This is a genomic window from Micromonospora sp. NPDC005553, from assembly GCF_042871765.1.
Taxonomy (GTDB): Bacteria; Actinomycetota; Actinomycetes; order Mycobacteriales; family Micromonosporaceae; genus Micromonospora.
Window position 1 is genome coordinate 381,293 of sequence record NZ_JBIAJD010000007.1, and the last position, 16,365, is coordinate 397,657.

13 protein-coding genes are annotated in these 16,365 nt (G+C 72.7%); 5 read left to right on the forward strand and 8 right to left on the reverse strand.

Features of this window, described 5'->3' with window-relative positions:
- The first annotated feature begins 179 nt into the window (after nt 1-179).
- Nucleotides 180-545: a PadR family transcriptional regulator gene (locus ACFYPG_RS28450; protein WP_355007782.1), complete on the forward strand. Its 366-nt coding sequence runs from the start codon at nt 180-182 to the stop codon at nt 543-545.
- Nucleotides 542-1,525, forward strand: a complete 984-nt coding sequence (locus ACFYPG_RS28455; RefSeq protein WP_387354400.1) for a hypothetical protein — start codon at nt 542-544, stop codon at nt 1,523-1,525. Before ACFYPG_RS28450 ends, ACFYPG_RS28455 begins: the two co-directional genes overlap by 4 nt.
- 11 nt (nt 1,526-1,536) lie before the next feature.
- Here the strand turns inward: ACFYPG_RS28455 and mptB (ACFYPG_RS28460) are convergent, their stop codons facing one another.
- Complete coding sequence (mptB, locus tag ACFYPG_RS28460; RefSeq protein WP_387354401.1) at nt 1,537-2,982, reverse strand: polyprenol phosphomannose-dependent alpha 1,6 mannosyltransferase MptB; 1,446 nt, start codon at nt 2,980-2,982, stop codon at nt 1,537-1,539.
- A 14-nt stretch (nt 2,983-2,996) separates the two neighbouring features.
- Nucleotides 2,997-4,406, reverse strand: coding sequence for a polyprenol phosphomannose-dependent alpha 1,6 mannosyltransferase MptB (mptB, locus tag ACFYPG_RS28465; protein WP_387354402.1), 1,410 nt, complete (start codon nt 4,404-4,406; stop codon nt 2,997-2,999).
- A gap of 35 nt (nt 4,407-4,441) precedes the next feature.
- Between mptB (ACFYPG_RS28465) and ACFYPG_RS28470 the strand changes: the two genes are divergently transcribed.
- Complete coding sequence (locus ACFYPG_RS28470; protein ID WP_387354403.1) at nt 4,442-6,082, forward strand: hypothetical protein; 1,641 nt, start codon at nt 4,442-4,444, stop codon at nt 6,080-6,082.
- A gap of 64 nt (nt 6,083-6,146) precedes the next feature.
- Here ACFYPG_RS28470 and ACFYPG_RS28475 read toward each other — a convergent pair whose 3' ends face one another.
- The 3 genes from ACFYPG_RS28475 to ACFYPG_RS28485 form a co-directional block, all read right to left on the reverse strand.
- On the reverse strand, nt 6,147-6,638 hold the full coding sequence (locus ACFYPG_RS28475) for a hypothetical protein (RefSeq protein WP_387354404.1): 492 nt from the start codon (nt 6,636-6,638) through the stop codon (nt 6,147-6,149).
- Between the two features lie 881 nt (nt 6,639-7,519).
- A complete protein-coding gene (locus ACFYPG_RS28480) occupies nt 7,520-10,648 on the reverse strand; it encodes a bifunctional [glutamine synthetase] adenylyltransferase/[glutamine synthetase]-adenylyl-L-tyrosine phosphorylase (protein WP_387354405.1) in 3,129 nt (1,042 codons plus the stop codon).
- Nucleotides 10,648-11,415: a type 1 glutamine amidotransferase gene (locus tag ACFYPG_RS28485; RefSeq protein WP_387354406.1), complete on the reverse strand. Its 768-nt coding sequence runs from the start codon at nt 11,413-11,415 to the stop codon at nt 10,648-10,650. Before ACFYPG_RS28485 ends, ACFYPG_RS28480 begins: the two co-directional genes overlap by 1 nt.
- A 101-nt stretch (nt 11,416-11,516) precedes the next feature.
- On the opposite strand from ACFYPG_RS28485, the gene ACFYPG_RS28490 reads away from it, so the two are divergent.
- Nucleotides 11,517-12,452, forward strand: coding sequence for an LD-carboxypeptidase (locus ACFYPG_RS28490; RefSeq protein ID WP_387354407.1), 936 nt, complete (start codon nt 11,517-11,519; stop codon nt 12,450-12,452).
- Nucleotides 12,453-12,569: 117 nt separating this feature from the next.
- Here the strand turns inward: ACFYPG_RS28490 and ACFYPG_RS28495 are convergent, their stop codons facing one another.
- Nucleotides 12,570-13,448, reverse strand: coding sequence for a virginiamycin B lyase (locus ACFYPG_RS28495; RefSeq protein ID WP_387354408.1), 879 nt, complete (start codon nt 13,446-13,448; stop codon nt 12,570-12,572).
- A 186-nt stretch (nt 13,449-13,634) separates the two neighbouring features.
- Here ACFYPG_RS28495 and ACFYPG_RS28500 point away from each other — a divergent pair, with 186 nt between their 5' ends.
- Complete coding sequence (locus ACFYPG_RS28500; RefSeq protein ID WP_387354422.1) at nt 13,635-14,105, forward strand: hypothetical protein; 471 nt, start codon at nt 13,635-13,637, stop codon at nt 14,103-14,105.
- Between the two features lie 722 nt (nt 14,106-14,827).
- Here the strand turns inward: ACFYPG_RS28500 and ACFYPG_RS28505 are convergent.
- The gene (locus ACFYPG_RS28505; protein ID WP_387354409.1) at nt 14,828-15,211 is read right to left on the reverse strand and encodes a VOC family protein; all 384 of its coding nucleotides are present in this window, start codon (nt 15,209-15,211) and stop codon (nt 14,828-14,830) included.
- Between the two features lie 270 nt (nt 15,212-15,481).
- On the reverse strand, nt 15,482-16,174 hold the full coding sequence (locus tag ACFYPG_RS28510; RefSeq protein WP_355007792.1) for a WYL domain-containing protein: 693 nt from the start codon (nt 16,172-16,174) through the stop codon (nt 15,482-15,484).
- Nucleotides 16,175-16,365: the final 191 nt, after the last annotated feature.

Genomic DNA, 16,365 nt, shown 5'->3' on the forward strand with positions numbered 1-16,365 from the left:
GCGCCCCAGCGCGCGCGCCCGGGGGGGTCGGCGCCCGCCCCCCCAGGAGGTGCCACTGAACTCCGCCGGCTGCGCCGCCGCCCCACCCCCCGGCCGGGCCGGCTCCGCACACCGCGGAGCCGGCCCGGCTCGCTGTGCGCCACCCCCCGGCATACCTTCGCGTCCGATATATTGCTCCGGTGGACACACCTCTACGCGAACCGACCTTTCTGATCCTGACCGCGCTGGCCGCCCAGCCGATGCACGGATACGGGCTGATCGGTGAGGTCGCCGCCCTCTCCGACAACCGCGTGTCGCTACGCCCCGGGACGCTCTACGGGGCGCTCGACCGGCTGGTCGACGCCGGCCTCGTCGAGGTCGACCGGGAGGAGGTGGTGGACGGCCGACTGCGCCGCTACTACCGCCTCTCCCCCGGCGGTGAGACCACGTTGAGCACCGAGACCGAGCGGCTGCGCCGCAACGTCGAAGCCGCCACCGCCCGGCTGTCCAAGCGGACTCGCGCCGCCCTCCCGACCACCCCACGCACGGCCGGAGGCTTGGCATGAACGACCTGGAACGCCGCTACCTCCGGCTGCTGCGCGCGTACCCCGCCGAATACCGGCGCGCCCGCGGCGCCGAAATCGTCGGCACCTACCTCGACCTGGCCGCCCTTGACCAACGCTGGCCGACGCCGGCGGACGCCGCGGATCTGGTGCGCGGCGGCCTCCGCCAGCGGCTGCGGGCCGCGGGCGTCACCGATCTGATCCCCGGGGTACGCCTCGCGGCGCTGCTGGCCCTGGTCACCGCGAGCGCTCTTGCCGGCGTCTGGGGTACGGCAGAGCTGCACCCGCCGCCCGCCGAGTGGGGCGTCCCCCACGTCGGCCCGTTCGTCTCGCTCGGTGTCGTCGCGTGGGCGGCATGGCTGCTGGCGGCGGTGGTGATCGCCGTCGCGCCGAGCCGGGTCGCCCGGCGGGCCATCACCTTCGCGCTGGTGCTCACGATCGCGCTGCCACCGGTGGCCGCGGCGCTCGACACACTGCGACCACCGCTGATGGTGCTGCTGCCGCAGGTGGTCCTGGGCCTGCTGGGGCTCGCCCTGCCCGATCGACCCTCCCGGGCGATCCGCCTCGCGCCGGCGCTGTCCGCACTGTTGGCGGTGTTGGCGACGCAATTCCTCGTGGGCTTGGACCCGAGCTTCATCTACTACGGCGACACCATCGAAGTCTTCCTGCCCACCGTCGGCGGACTGTTGCTGGTCGTCGGGGCCCTGTTGGCCATGGGGCTGGCACTGGGCGGGGACACCCGCGGCGGCTGGGCGCTCGTCACACTGCTCACTCCCGCCGGCTTCCTGGCGGTGCCCGGCCTGGCTGACAACTTCGGCGCGGCACAGGGCGCGATCACCTTCGCGGAGCTGGCAGTGACCGCTGTCGTCGTCGCGTTCGCCGGTCCCGCCGTACTGTTCCTGACCGTCCTGCTCCGCTCCCGCCGGGCCTCCACCCCCCAGCCCTCAACCCAGCCCTGCCCCACCTGCGGCGCGCGAGCCTAACCCCCACCTTCTCAGCCCGCCCCGCCCCGCCCCCGCTGACGGCGGGCGCGGAGGGTGCGGATGAGCACGGTCAGGAGCAGGGCGGTCATCGCCAGGGCACCGGGTGCCTTCGTGACGCGGGCCAGGTTGGTGCCGTCGGGCAGGGCGAGGAAGGCTGCCGCAGCGGTGGGCAGCACGAACCACGTCGTGCGGGCCGCGGTGAGCGCGAGCAGCGCCAGCGGCCAGGTCGCATACCAGGGGTGGAAGACCGGGGACAGGACGACGGTGGCGACCAGTGCCAACGCCGCGCCGTGCAGCGCCACCCGGGGACTCCGCTTCCCCGCGTCGTCCCCCGCGCGCAGGGTCTGCCAGGCCCGCCACCAGAGCACCAGCAGCACCCCGACGAGCAGCAGCAGCGCGACCGCTCGGACCACCGGCACCGCCTGCGGGTCCCGGCCGACCAGCGCGCCGGCGTAGTCGACCACGAAGCCCACGGCGGTGGGTGGCGACGTCCACTGCTCCGAGTCGCCACTGTGGGTCAGCCCGCCCACCCAGCCGAAGCCGAGGCCGGACACCGCGGAGGTGACCAGCAGCGCGGCCAGCAGCCCGCCGGCCAGCCAACCGGCGTGCCGCAGCAGCGCTCGAACAGTGTGCTGGTCGGGCATCCCGGTCAGCACCGCGAACGGCACCACCACCACGGCGGTGGCCTTCACCGTGACGGCCAGCCCGAGCAGCGCTCCGGCCAGCAGCAGCGCCGCCGGCCGACCTGGTCGCCGGACCACCACCAGCAGTCCACACAGCAGCAGGCCCAGCATCACGGCGTCGTTGTGCGCGCCGGCCACCAGGTGTACGCCGACCAGCGGACCGGCCAGCGCCAACCAGACCGCCCGCCGGGCCGGCACCCCGGCCGCCCGGGCCAGAGCGGGCAGGCAGAGCGCGGCCAGCAACAGCCCCGCCACGGCGATCACGCGCAGCGCCACGATGGTCCCGGTGAGCCCGCCGCCGAGGCCGACGGCGAGGGCCGCGAGCAGGACGAAGACCGGACCGTACGGTGCCGGGGTGTCCCGCCAGATCGGTGCCACGGTGTCCAGCCAGGGGCAGCCCGCCGCCGCCACCCCCACTGTGTACGGGTCGACGCCGTGCGCGTACGTCCAGCCCTGGCAGGCGTACGAGTAGACGTCCCGGCTGCCCAGCGGTGGCGCGAGCAGCAGCGGTAGCGCCCACAGTCCGGCGGTGACGTACGCCCAACGGGTCGACGGCGCACCCTCGCGCAGTGACCACCATGCCCCGACCAGCAGCACGGTGCCGATCAGCCAGCAGGTGAGCGTCGCCGGGCCGTCCGGGGTCCGCCAGATCGACGCGGGTGTCACGCCCAGCGGGGCGTCGGGCAGTGCCCCGCCGAGGTATCCGGCCACGGCGAGCAGAACCGCCCCGACCAGGCCGGCGTACCGGGAGAGAGAGGCACCGGGAGCGGTCACCGGCGCACCTTCCCTCAGTCGGCGGCGACCGGCTGACGGGCCGCCCGAGCCGACCGTACCAACCGGATGACCAGCACGATCACCAACAGCGTCATCAGCGGCGCCCCGACCGTCTTGGTGTACCGGGGCAGCCCGGTGCCGTCGGGCAGCACCAGGAAGGACGCGACCAGGGCGACCACTGTGAACCATCTGGTCCGCTGGGCGGTGGCCGCGAGCACGGCCAGTGGCCAGATCCAGTACCAGGAGTGGAACAGCGGTGCGAGGGCCACCGTGGCGGCCAGCGCTGCGCCGGCGTGCCAGAGCGGCTCTCGCGTGCGCGCCCGCCACCAGAGCCAGACCAGCAGCAATGCCAGAACCGCTATGCCGATCCCCCGGGTCACCGGCAGCGCGTCCACGTGCCCACCGAAGGGCACCGCCAGGTAGCCGATGGTCTGCCCGACAGCGGTGGACGGTGAGGTCCAGGCGATCACGTCGCCGCCACGTTCCAGCCCGCCGACCCAGCCGAAGTCCAGCCCGGCCGCGTAGGTGACCCCGACCACGACAGCGGCCGCGCCGCCGACCACCCACCCGCCGTGTCGGATCAGAGCCCGGATCGAGTATCCGCCGACGATGGCGGCCAGCGCCGCGAACGGCACTACGACCAGCGCCGTCACCTTGATTGCGGCGGCCAGCCCGAGCAGCGCGCCACCAACGAGCAGCGGACCGGGGTGGCCGGGCCGAGAGGCGATCATCGCGAGCCCGGCGACCAGCAGTCCGACCATCAAGGCGTCGTTGTGCGCGCCGGAGACGAGGTGTACGGCGACCAGCGGGCAGCCCAGCGCCAACCAGACCGCCCGGCCGGCGGGTACGCCGGCTCGTCGGGCCAGCACCGGCAGGCTGACCGCGGTCAGCACCACCCCGGCCACCGCGATCAGCCGGAACGCCACGATCGCGCCGGTGAGCGAGCCGGTGGCTTTGACGATCGCACCGGAAAGCACCACGAACAGCGGCCCGTACGGCGCCGGGGTGTCCCGCCAGATGTAGGAGATGGTGTCCAGCCAGGGGCAGGGCAGCGCGGAGACGCCCTGCTCGTACGGGTTGATCCCGGCGGCGTAGCTGGCGCCCTGGCAGGCGTACGCGTACACGTCGCGGCTGGCCAGCGGCGGCGCGATCAGCACCGGCAGAAGCCACAGCCCGACGGTGATCAGCGCCCAGCGGGTCGACGGCACATTGTCCCGCAGCGACCACCACGCGTACGCCATCAGCCCGGTGCCGACCAGCCAGGCAGCGATGACCAGCGGCCCGTGTGGGCCCTGCCAGATGCTGACCGGGGTGGGGCGCAAGGGTGACCCGGGGAGAGCGCCGCCGAGGAACGCGGCGACGGCGAGCAAAGCCGATCCCGCCAGTCCGGTCCAACGCGCGAGGTGGTGAGGCACGCCGGACATGCTGCCAGTACGGTGGTCGCGAAACGGAGGTGGGCATGCGGCGCAGTCGGGTGGTGGCGATGGCCACCGGTTCCGCCGTTGTGCTCGGTGCGCTCTGGCTGGCCCTGCCGCTGATGGGCTCGGACCTCGCCGCGCAGGTCGCCCGGGCGGACTTCTTCGCCGCCCACGGCATCACCCCCGTGGATCTGCGCTGGTACGGCGGGGTGCAGCAGTTCGGCTACAGCCTGGTGTCCCAGCCGGTGATGGCGTTGCTCGGCGTGCGGGTGACCGGAGCGTTGGCTCTGGTGGCGTCGGCTGCCGCGCTGGCCGCACTGTTGACCCGCAGCGAGGTGCCTCGGCCGCTGTTGGGCAGCCTGGTCGGGGTGGTCACGCTCACCGGTAACCTGGTCTCCGGCCGGGTCACGTACGCCTTGGGGGTGGCGTTCGGGCTGGCCGCACTGCTGCCGCTCACGCTTGGTCATTCGGACGCGTACACCGGGCAAGGGCGGACGGACGGGCGGACGCTGCTGCGGCTCGGGCTCGGCGCGGCCGGCGCGTTGCTTGCCTCCGCGACCAGCCCGGTGGCTGGCCTGTTCGTCGGTCTGGCCGGCGTCGCTCTGCTGCTCAGCCGCCGGTACGCCGACGGCCTGGCTCTCGGCGTCGCGGCGGCCGTGCCGCTGGCCGCGACGGCCCTGTTGTTCGGCGACGGCGGTTGGATGAATATCAGTCGGAACGACACGCTGCGCGCGGTGGTGACCAGTCTGGTGGTGGCCGCGCTGGTGACGTACCGACCGGTGCGGTTCGCGGCGCTCCTCTCCGCCGCTGGGGTGCTCGCCGCGGCGCTGGTGCACACGCCGGTGGGGTTGAACGCGACCCGGCTGGTCACGATGTTCGCGCTGCCGGTGCTGGCCGCCGTCGCCGGCCCGCCGGCCTGGCTCACCACCCGGATGGCCCACCGGTCCGCCGCTCTCGCCGCGCCGTCGGTCGGCACCCGTCGCGCCCGGCTGCTGGGCGGTGTCGGCTTGGTCGCGCTGCTGATGGCGGTGTGCGTCTGGCAGCCGCCGGTGGTCCCCGCTGACCTGCGCAGCATCGGCGACCCGACCAGCGCACAGGGCTACTACGCGCCACTACGCGCGTTCTTGAGCGAGCAGCGGCTCACCGGCAGGGTCGAGGTGCCACCGACGCGTAACTACTGGGAGGCAGCCCGTCTTGGTGAAGTGCCGCTGGCCCGGGGTTGGCTGCGGCAGGCCGACATCGAGCGCAACCCGCTGTTCTTCACCACCGTGCCCGGCGCGTCCGGCACCGGCGTACCGCTGACCCCTGCCAGCTACCGGGCCTGGCTAAACGAGAACGCCGTGCAGTACGTGGCGCTGCCAGACGCCCCGCTGTCGTGGGTGGGACGTGCCGAGGCGGAGCTGATCAAGAACGGTCTGCCGTACCTGACGCCGGTCTGGTCCGGCCCGCACTGGCAAGTCTGGGCGGTGGCCGACCCGACGCCACTGATCGCCGCCCCCGCCGAACTGGTCCGCCTCGATGGTGCCACGGTGACCCTCCGAGCCCCGAGCGCCGGCCCGGTGGCGGTCCGGGTGCGGCACAGCCGCTGGCTGACCGCGTCCGGTGGTGCCACCGTCAGCGCCGACGGTGACTGGACCACCGTCACGGCCCCCAGCCCCGGCGAATACACGCTCGACAGCTGAAGGTCGTCGGATCGTCCGGGCAACTAGTCCACAGATTACCCGACGCCATGTCGCCTATTGACAATCAACAGTTCCGTTCTACGCTGGCAGATAACAATTTCGGGTCGCCCTTCTCGGCGGCCGCCAGCTCGTTATCCGTCTCACGCTGCACTTCAGGGGCGAAAGCAGTCAGATAGAGCGAGGTTCGCTTGACAGATTTCAACTCCGAAAGGGCTGCGCTTGCGTCGTCTTCAGAAACAGCTCTCACAAAGAGCCACTTCTTCGCCCAACTACAGTACCAAAACTGCTCCGCCTGGGAGGTTCCGTACCCCGGCGCATAAAGATCGCCCGACCCATCCCGCCTGACCTCGGCCGGCCAAGCTACCTCGGCAGGTAGCCGCAAATTCTTCTTCGATGCGTTGAACTCGGCATTCATTTCTTCATAGCTATTGGGCGCGCGGGTCGATGAGCTGCTGGATCTCGATTCGCCCGCCCCCGCAGAGCAGCCTGATACCGTCATCGCCGACACGAAGATCGCGACTGCAGTCGACGCTACCTGGCGAGTGAGTATCTGCAAGAGACGCACCTTTATCTATTTCTGGGATTCGTGTTATTCGCGGGCCGCCGCCGGGCCTATCCGGTCGGCTCACCTTAAATCGGGCGCTCGAACGACACCCATAGCTCCCGCCCAAGCCATCGATCGCGCGGACAGATATAGGCTTTCCGCTGAATGGAGCTAGCCAAATCTGTCCGCGCGACCAGCGCTGCTTACGCGGCCTGCCCGTGAACGGATGGATGCGCGACAGGGAGGTGCGACTATCCCTCTCGCTAGAGGAGACAGCACCCTATCTGCACAGCAGCACCCTCACGGTCAGTAGTAGAGCGATCCGACTACTGTCCCCTGACCAGGAGATGCGCCGAACCCGAACCGGAAACGAGTAGCTCCCCAGTTGCTCACCAACGTGACCGACGACAGCCCAACGCTCTTTTGGGCGAAAACCGTTCGACTCGTACTTGAGCGCAGCAGTTCCGGATATGAAGCTGCTGTAACCATCAGCCATGTCGAACTTGATGTCTGAGGTACTCGTGTGGGAACGAACATAATTCTCCCATACGATCCCGCTCGCATAGACTTGCGCCTGAGCTTGCCTCCAGGCCCGAGGGACTGGGTTTGGCCGTGGCTGTTTACCGATCGGGACAGCGGTTGCCCCGCTTCTGTGACAGGATCACTGTCGACGCCCTAGGCGCGGGAGCGATTTACCGCGGGAGCGATTTACGTAGAAGACCGCGCTCTTGACGCGTCGCCGTCGATTCGGTTAGCTGCTTGCAGGCCTGGCAGCTTTGGCAGCCCTCTCACCGAGTAGCGTCGAAACCGCTTGATGTCGTTGGGTTTAATGCCGGATCCGCGGCACCGTCTTCAACTGCGCATCGGCCGGGCGTCGGTCCAGCGGCGACGCGTCAGGCATCGAGGACCCGTTCGGCAGCCGCGCGGGAGCGGCGGCCGGTGCGCAGGTACTCGTCGAGGAACTCCCCCGGGTCGTCGCGGCCGAGCAGCCGGGCCACCCCGGCCAACTCCACCCCGTGCCGGGGCAGTTGGTCGCCGGCCCGACCCCGGACCAGCATCAACGCGTTGCGGACCTGCGCGGCAAGGGCCCAACCGGCGGCCATCTCCGCGGCGTCCGCCGGGTCGATCAGGCCGGCCCGCTCGGCCGCCGCGAGGGCGTCGAGGGTACGCGTGCCGCGCAGCTCCGGGATCGCGCCGGCGTGCCGGAGCTGGACGAGTTGCACAGCCCACTCCACGTCGGCGAGCCCACCGCGACCCAGCTTGGTGTGGGTGGCCGGGTCGGCGCCACGGGGCAGCCGTTCGGTCTCCACCCGGGCCTTGATCCGCCGGATCTCGACGACCTGCTCGCGGGTCAGCCCGTCGGCCGGGTAGCGCACCGGCTCGATCATCGCCTCGAACTCGGCGCCCAGGTCGGCGTCGCCGCAGACGAACCGGGCGCGCAGCAGTGCCTGCGCCTCCCACACCCGCGACCAGCGGGCGTAGTACGCGGCGTACGCGGCGAGGCTGCGGACCAGCGGGCCCTGGCGGCCCTCCGGGCGCAGGTCGGCGTCGACGCCCAGCGGCGGGTCGGGGGCGGGTACGCCGAGCAGCCGGCGCAGCTCCTCGGCGACGGCGTGCGCGGCCGCGCTGGCGGCGCTCTCGCTGGTGCCCGGCGGCGGGTCGTAGACGAAGAGCACGTCGGCGTCGGAGAGGTAGTTCGACTCGTACCCGCCGAGCCGGCCCATGCCGATCACCGCGAACCGCAGCCCCGCCGGCGCCGGTTGGCTGGCCCGAGCGGCCCGCAGCGCGGCGGCCAGGGTGGCGTCGGTGACGTCGGCGAGCGCCGTACCCACCTCGGTGATGTCGGACAGTTTGCGGGCGGGCCGGTTCGCGCCGTCCGCCCGGGTGGGGCTGGGCGCGAGCGCGCCGGCCCGGCAGAGTAGATCGGCGCAGGCCACCCGGACCAGCTCGCGACGTCGCAGCGCGCGCACCGCGCTGGTGGCCTCGACCGGGTCGGTGTGCCGGGCCGCCGCCGCCAGGAACCCCTCCCGCAGCACCTCGGACGCGCGGGGCGCCAGCTCGTTCTCCTCGGCCAGCAGCCGCAGCGCCTCCGGGTCGCGGGCGAGCAGGTCGGCGACGTACCGGGACAGTGCGAGGACCCGGGCCAGCCGACGGGCGACCGGGCCGCCGTCGCGCAGCAGCCGCAGATACCAGGGGGTGCTGCCCAGCTTGTCGGAGACCTTGCGGTAGTTCAGCAGCCCCCGGTCCGGCTCCGGCGCGTCGGCGAACTCGCTGAGCAGCACCGGCAGCAGTGTGCGCTGGATGGCCGCCGTACGGCTCACCCCGCCGGTGAGCGCCTGGAGGTGGCGCAACGCCCCGGCCGGGTCGGCGAAGCCGAGGATCTCCAGGCGGTTCCTCGCCGCCTCCGGGGTGAGCCGCAACCCGTCGGCCGGCACCCGGGCCACCGACTCCAGCAGCGGCCGGTAGAGCAGTTTGGCGTGCAGTCGGCGTACCTCGGTGGCGTGGGTGACCCACTCCGCCCGGAAGCTCTCCACGGCGCTGCGGCCCTGCGCGGCCGTGAAACCCAGCGCGGCGGCGAGCCAGCGCAGCGCGCCCGGCTCGGCGGGCACCGTGTGCGTACGACGCAGGCCCTGGAGTTGCAACCGGTGCTCGACGCTGCGCAGGAAGCGGTAGCCGCGCAGCAGGGCCTCGCCGTCGGCCCGACCGACGTAGCCGCCGGCGACGAGCGCGCGCAACGCCGGGATGGTGCCGGGCGGACGCAGCGTCTCGTCGCCGCGACCGTGCACGAGTTGCAGCAACTGGACGGCGAACTCGATGTCGCGCAGCCCGCCCGGACCGCGCTTGATCTCGCGCTCCAGCTCCTTCGGCGGGATGTGGTCGATGATCCGGCGGCGCATGGCGCGGACGTCCTCGACCGCCTCGGGCCGCTCGGCCGCCCGCCAGACCAGCGGCGCGAGCTGGTCGATCCACTCCTGGGCCAGCGGCAGGTCCCCGGCGGCCGGGCGGGCCTTGAGCAGCGCCTGGAACTCCCAGGTGCGCGCCCACCGCCGGTAGTAGGCCAGGTGGCTGGCGAGGGTCCGCACCAGCGGGCCGCGGCTGCCCTCGGGGCGCAGCGCGGCGTCCACCGGCCAGGCGACCAGCCCGCAGATGTAGATCAGTCGGGTCGCCACCTGGGTTGCGGCGGGCAGGTCGGCGTCCTCGGCGGCCACGAAGATGACGTCCACGTCGGAGACGTAGTTCAGTTCGCCGCCGCCGCACTTGCCCATCGCCACTACCGCGAGTCGGGGCCGCTCGGTCCCCTCGGCCAGCTCCGCGACCGCGATCTCGTACGCCGCGGACAGCGTCGCGTCGGCCAGCGCGGAGAGCGCGGCCATCGTCTGCTCCAGGCCGCGACCGCCGGTCAGGTCGGCCGCCGCGATCCGCAACAACGCCAGGCGGTACGCGGTCCGAAGCGCCGCCACCGGGTTGCCGCCGTCGGCCGGCTCCAGCCGCCCCTCGGCGATCGGGGCGAGCCCGTCCGCTGCGGTCCGCAGGGCCCGGTAGTGCTCGGGGTGGGCCACCAGGTGGTCGCCGAGCGCCGCCGACGCGCCGAGCACCGCGATCAGCCGCCGCCGCAGCCCGGGATCGGCGTGCACGTCCGCGAGCAGCGGCGATTCGGCGCCGCCTTCGGTGGTGCGGCCCTCGGCGCTGCCTGCTGGCGTGCGGCGTGCGGCGCCGCCTGCTGGCGTGCGGCGGTCGGTGCCGCCTGCTGGCGTGCGGCGGTCGGCGCTGACTGCGGGTGTGCGGCCCTCGGCCTCCACGATGCGGTGCAGTTGGCGCAGCGCCAGGTCCGGGTCGGCGGCCCGGGACAGCGCGGAGAGCAGCTCCGCTGCGGCCTCGTCGATCGGCTCCTGCTCGACCGGCCGCCACAGTCGCAGCCCTTCCGGGCCGAGCAGGTCCGCGGCGCGCGCGCCACCATCGCCTTCGGCGGTGCCGAAGCCGTACCGGGCCAGTCGGCCCGATGCCCTGGTCGGCCGGCTCATCAGTGCCCGAGCAGCGGCAGGCCGCGCCGCGTCGTGCTGTCGTCCAACTCGCCGAGGGCCAGCGCGGCGAACCGGGCGGCGAACGGCTGCCAGACCTCCTCGACGTCGGCCAGCACCGAGGCGCAGGCCGCGACGACCAGCTCCGGGTCGTAGCCCAGCTCGGCGAGTTGGACCGAGTCGGTGGCCCAGTCGGCGATCATCGCGGCGTCGCACTCGATGTGGAACTGCAACCCCCACGCCCGGTCACCGAGGCGGAACGCCTGATGCGGGTAGCGGGTGGAGGCGGCCAGCAGGGTAGCGCCCCGAGGCAGCTCGGTGATCTCGTCGGCGTGCCACTGGAGCACGTCCGGGATCAACGGCACGTACCGGAACAACGGGTCGTTCTCGGCGGCGTCGCGCCGCCCGACCACGCCGGGGCCGATCTCCGGCCCGGACGGGCTGCGCTCCACCAACCCGGCGTGTGCGGTGGCGAGCAGCTGCGCGCCCAGGCAGACCGCCAGGGTCGGCACCCGGTACCGGACCGCCTTGCGCAGCAGGCCCTCCACAGCGGGAAACCACTGCGCGCCGGGCGAGCCGTCCGGCAACGGGTACGCCTGTTGGTCGCCGCCGAGCACCACCAGCGCCGCGTACCCCTCCAGGTCGGCGGGGAGTTCGTCGCCGGCGTGCGGACGCACCACCCACAGCTCCAGCCCAGCCTCGGTCAGCCACTCACCCAGCCGGCGCGCGTCGTCCGTCGGGTCGTTCTCGATCACCAGCGCGGTTGCCACCCGTCGAGGCTAGCCGGTACGCCGCACGGCATCACGCCCCGGCACGGGCCGCGCGGCCGGGTGGCGTTCCCGCCTCGGCCGGGTCGTTAGGCTCTGCGGTTGTGATCAGCGAGGACACCGCCGCCGTACGCCCGCCCGTGCTGCGCCCGGGTGACACGGTGCTGCTGGTGTCGCCGTCCGGGCCGACCTCGCCGGAGCGGGTGGCCAGGGGCATGGAACTGCTCACCGGCTGGGGCCTGCGCCCGGTGCCGGCACCGAACGCGTACGCCCGTCACGGCTACCTCGCCGGCACCGACGACCTGCGTGCCGCCGACCTGAACGCAGCCTTCGCCGACCCTGACGTGCGGGGAGTGATCTGCACGCGCGGCGGCTACGGGGCCCAACGGATCGTGGACGCCATCGACATGGCAGCCGTCCGCCGCGACCCGAAGGTGGTGGCCGGCTTCTCGGACATCACCGCGTTGCAGTTCGCACTGTGGCGGGGCGCCCGCCTGACCGGGGTGCACGGCCCCGGGGCGGCCTGGCGCGACGAGCGGACGCCGCTGCGCTCCGCCGAATCCCTGCACGCGGCGCTGATGACCACCGAACCAGTGTCGATCACCGCAGTGCCCACCGAGGAGACCTTCGGCGTACGCGTCCCGGGTCGCGCCACCGGCACCCTGCTCGGCGGCAACCTGTGCATGATCGCCGCGTCGATCGGCACGCCCGACCTGCCCGACCTGACCGGTGCGGTGCTGTTGATCGAGGACGTGCAGGAACCCCCGTACAAGGTCGACCGGATGCTCACCCACCTGCGCCGGGCGGGCGCGCTGGACGGACTGGCCGGGGTGGCGGTCGGGCAGTTCACCGACTGCGGCGACGGGTGGGACACCACAATCGTCGACGTACTCACCGAACGCCTCGGCGACCTGGGCGTACCGGTCCTCGGCGGCCTCCCCATCGGCCACGGCCCCAACCAACTCACAGTCCCCATCGGCACCGAGGCAACCCTCGACACCACCACAGCCACCCTCACCGCAACCCCCGCAGTCCACTAACCCCGGGGCGCGCCCGCTCCCTCCCCGCCCCCGGGCCGTCCCCTCGCCGGTGATCAAGAGGTTTGCGTCATGTTCGAGGCGGATCCTGACGCAAATCTCTTGATCACCGGGGTTGGTTCAGGGGGCCAGGTGGGCTACTGCTCCGATTTCCAGGGCGGCCCAGATGCCGGTCGGGGTGCGGGTGATGCCGTGCGGTTCGGCGTTGGGGGTAGGTAGGGCGTAGCCCTCGAACCGTCCGGTGGGATCGAGGTGACCGATCCGGTTGGCACCCCACTCGGTGAACCACACGCCGCCGTCCGGGTCGCCGACGATCGCGTGCGGGCGGGCCGCCCGGTCCGGCAGCGGAAACTCGACGATCTCGCCATCCGGGTCGAGGCGACCGAGCTGACCGGCGGCGATCTCCACGAACCAGATGGCGCCGTCGACGCCCACGGTGATGCCGACCGGGCCCGCCTTCACTGTGGGCAGCGGATGCAGCGTCACCCTGCCGTCGAGATCGATCCGGCCGACAGCGTTCGCCTGGTTGAGGGTGAACCAGAGAGCCTGGTCCGCGCCCGCAGTGATCATCGAGGCGAACCCGCCGGTCACTGGCAGCGGGAAGGCGGTGTGGCTGCCGTCGATCCCCACCCGGCCGATGGTGTCGGAGGTCATCCCGGCGTACCAGAGCCCGCCATCAGGCCCAGCCGCGATGCCGCCCGGCCCGGTGCCGGCCGGCAGGGCGATGGTGCGCTGCTCACCGTCGACGGTGATCCGACCGATCCGGTCGTCCCCTGAGCGGGTGAACCAGAGCGCCCCGTCCGGCCCGGCCGTGATGATCAACGGACGACCGCCGGCCGGATCCAGCGGGTAGGTCCGGACCGCGCCGTCGGGCGACAACCGGGCGATGCCACCGGCATGGGCCAACGTCAGCCACAACGCGCCGTCCGGGCCAGGCGTGATGCCGTACGGCCCGGCGTCCGGCCCGACGAGTGGAATCTCCCGGATCTCGACTGTCATGCCGCAGTGTCCTTTCCGTCGGTGGATCGTCCACCCTGACCGCTCGGCCAGCGACCACACAACCGATTTCGCCCACCGCCGCCCGGGATTTTCAGCTCGCTGACAGGTTCGCCACGGCTTCCGCCCAGACGGCCCGGTCACTGTCGGTGATGACAGCGCAGGATGACCGAACCTCTGGAGGACAGCATGTCCCGCAGCATCCGCAGGAAGCACCTGCTGGCCGGCCTGGCCACCGCCGGCGTCCTCGGCGTCGGGATCGCGGCCCCGACGATCGCGTTCGCCGCCGACGCCCCCACACCGACACCGAGCGCCAGCACCGCCCCGGCTCCCGACACGGCTCCAGGTGCGAAGGCCGACCGGCAGGGCGCGTTCGCCGAGGAGCTCGCCAAGGAGCTTGGCGTGCCCACCGACAAGGTGACCGCCGCACTGGAGAAGATCCGCGAGCAGCACCGGCCGGCCGACCGACCGCAGCGCCCGTCCGCCGAGGACCGTCAGGCCGCGATCAAGCAGCGCCTGGACCAGGCGGTCAAGGACGGCAAGCTCACCCAGGAGCAGGCCGACGCCATCACCAAGGCCGTCGAGGCCGGCGTCTTCCCCGGCCCCGGCGGGCACCGCGGCATGGGCGGCCACCACGGCGCTGGTACGCCCGGCAAGTAGTCCGAAGAGCCCGGCCCCGGCAGGCATCAGCAGGCTGGGGCCGGGCTCGGTACGCCAAAGGCAGGCCGGTCTGGCCCCGGGCCGATCTGTCGTGCCCGGCCCGACCCGCCACCCTGCCGCGCCCAGTCCGACCTACCGTGCCCGGCCCGACCCGCCACCCTGCCACGCCCGGTCCGACCTACCGTCCCAGGCTGGATCGGGCCCGTCGCAGCTTGATCCACTCGGTTTCCGTGATGTCGCGGTGTCCCGCGCGCTCGGACACCCCGACATCATGAAATCCGAGTCGATCACGCGCGTGGGTGCTGCCAGGCTGGCCCGGCCATCGCACCCGCCCAGGGTGACGGCCTCAGAGCCAAGCCCTCGCCCGGAACCAAGCCACCCGGGACCAGCCCAACCGGGACCAAGCCCAACCCGGGACCAGCCCAACCGGGACCAAGCCCAACCCGGGACCAAGCCAACCCGGGCCAGACCCACCCGGGGGCCAGCCCCACCCGAAAGGCCAGCCCCACCAGGGACCCGCCCCCTCCGGGGGTCAAACCAACCCGGGGCCAGCCCCACCCGGGTGGAAGGCCGACCCGGGAGGAAGGCCGACCCGGGAGGAAGGCCGACCCGGGAGGAAGGCCAACCCGGGAGGAAGGCCAACCCGGGAGGAAGGCCAACCCGGGAGGAAGGCCAACCCGGGAGGAAGGCCAACCCCGGGCATCAGCGGGACCTTGAAGGGGTCAGGGCTGCGGGGGCGGGGGCGTGAAAACGCCCAGGTGGTTGCCGGCCGGGTCGAGTAGGTGGGCCAACCGGAGACCGCTCGGTGCCGTACGGGCTGGTACCAGGACCCGGCCGCCGGCAGCTTCGGCCTGTCGGCAGGTCTCTGCCACGTCGGCGACTTCGGCGTAGAACACCGCGTAGTTCGGCGACGTTCCGTCGGTCGCCCGGATCGCTCCACCGATCCCGGTGTCCCCGCCGGCCCCGGTCACGCGGTAGGGCCCGCCGTTGGGCGAGCCCTGCTCCTCGAAGGTCCAGCCGAACAGCTCTCCGTAGAACCGCTCCGCGTCCTCGGGCCGGTCGGTGCCGATCTCAAACCAGGTGATGGGCGTGGTGGACCTGGACATCTACTGCCTCCAGAATGATTCGTGCCGGCCGCTCGGCCGTCGTCTGGAGCAGTCTCAGGGCCGTTGGCGACAGCGTCCTGTCGGTGTTTCCGGATCACCCGGCGGGTTTCTCGGTGACGAGACCCACCCAGCCCGCCGCGCCGCGGACGGGTCTCGGACCAGGCCGCCACGCCGAGCCCGTTCCAGACCAGGCCGCCACGCCGAGCCCGTTCCAGACCAGGCCGCCGAGCGCCGAGCCGGTTCCAGACCAGGCCGCCACGCCGAGCCCCTTCAGACCAGGCTCAGCGGGCGGACCCGCTCGTGCGGGATGTCGAGATCCGTCAGGCGTAGCTCCCGGGCCACCACGTCGGGCAGCGCCCACACGCTCCGGATCCGGTCGGTACGAAAGCACCGCAGCTCGTCGCGCAGACGGCACCAGGCGACCAGGTACCAGTGTCGGGAGTTACCGAGGTAGCCGAGTGGCTCGACGTCACGGGTCGAGTCGGCGCCGGCGCGGTCGGCGTACCGGATGCGCAGCACCCGCCGCGCGGTGACCGCGTCGGCGACGGTGGCCGGGACGGGCGCGGCCGGCCCGTCGCCGATCAGGTGCACCCGGTCGGCGAGGCGGTGTGCCTCGGCGGCATCGGCAGCCGGCAGCACCGCCACCAGCTTGCGCAGCGCGGTGGCGGCCGGCCCGGCGAACGGCGAGCCGGCAAGCCGGTGCAGCGCCACGGCCATCGCCACCGCCTCGGCGGCGGTCAGGTTGACCGGCGGCAGGGTGCGGGCGCGGTCCAGGACGTAGCCGCCGGTGCGCCCGGGCTCAGCCCAGATCGGCACCCCGGCCTCCTGCAACGCGGCGAGGTCCCGTTCGATGGTCCGGCTGCTCACCTCGAAACGCGCGGCCAGCCAGCGGGCGCTGCGCGGCCGTGGTGACACCGCCCGCAGCTCCTCGACCAGCGCGTAGAGGCGATCGGTGCGGTTCATACCCGGCACGCTACGGCCGAGGTACGACGCCCGCGGCGACTGACCGCAGACGCGAGCGGCCCACCGGCCAGAGATCTTGGACAGTTTCCGTCAGGTGGCGGGCTCAACCGGTGGTTGCAACACCGAGGAGCTGGGTCATTTTCTCACCTGGGGTGGCCCAGCCCAGGGTCATTCGGGGGCGGTCGTTGAGT

Excerpts from the sequence above, each read along its gene's own strand:
- ACFYPG_RS28505 (WP_387354409.1), bottom strand. The coding sequence starts at position 15,211 with ATGTCCAGGTCCACCACGCCCATCACCTGGTTTGAGATCGGCACCGAC.
- ACFYPG_RS28470 (WP_387354403.1), top strand. The coding sequence starts at position 4,442 with ATGCGGCGCAGTCGGGTGGTGGCGATGGCCACCGGTTCCGCCGTTGTG.
- mptB (WP_387354402.1), bottom strand. The coding sequence starts at position 4,406 with ATGTCCGGCGTGCCTCACCACCTCGCGCGTTGGACCGGACTGGCGGGA.
- ACFYPG_RS28495 (WP_387354408.1), bottom strand. The coding sequence starts at position 13,448 with ATGACAGTCGAGATCCGGGAGATTCCACTCGTCGGGCCGGACGCCGGG.
- ACFYPG_RS28480 (WP_387354405.1), bottom strand. The coding sequence starts at position 10,648 with ATGAGCCGGCCGACCAGGGCATCGGGCCGACTGGCCCGGTACGGCTTC.
- ACFYPG_RS28455 (WP_387354400.1), top strand. The coding sequence starts at position 542 with ATGAACGACCTGGAACGCCGCTACCTCCGGCTGCTGCGCGCGTACCCC.
- ACFYPG_RS28510 (WP_355007792.1), bottom strand. The coding sequence starts at position 16,174 with ATGAACCGCACCGATCGCCTCTACGCGCTGGTCGAGGAGCTGCGGGCG.
- ACFYPG_RS28500 (WP_387354422.1), top strand. The coding sequence starts at position 13,635 with ATGTCCCGCAGCATCCGCAGGAAGCACCTGCTGGCCGGCCTGGCCACC.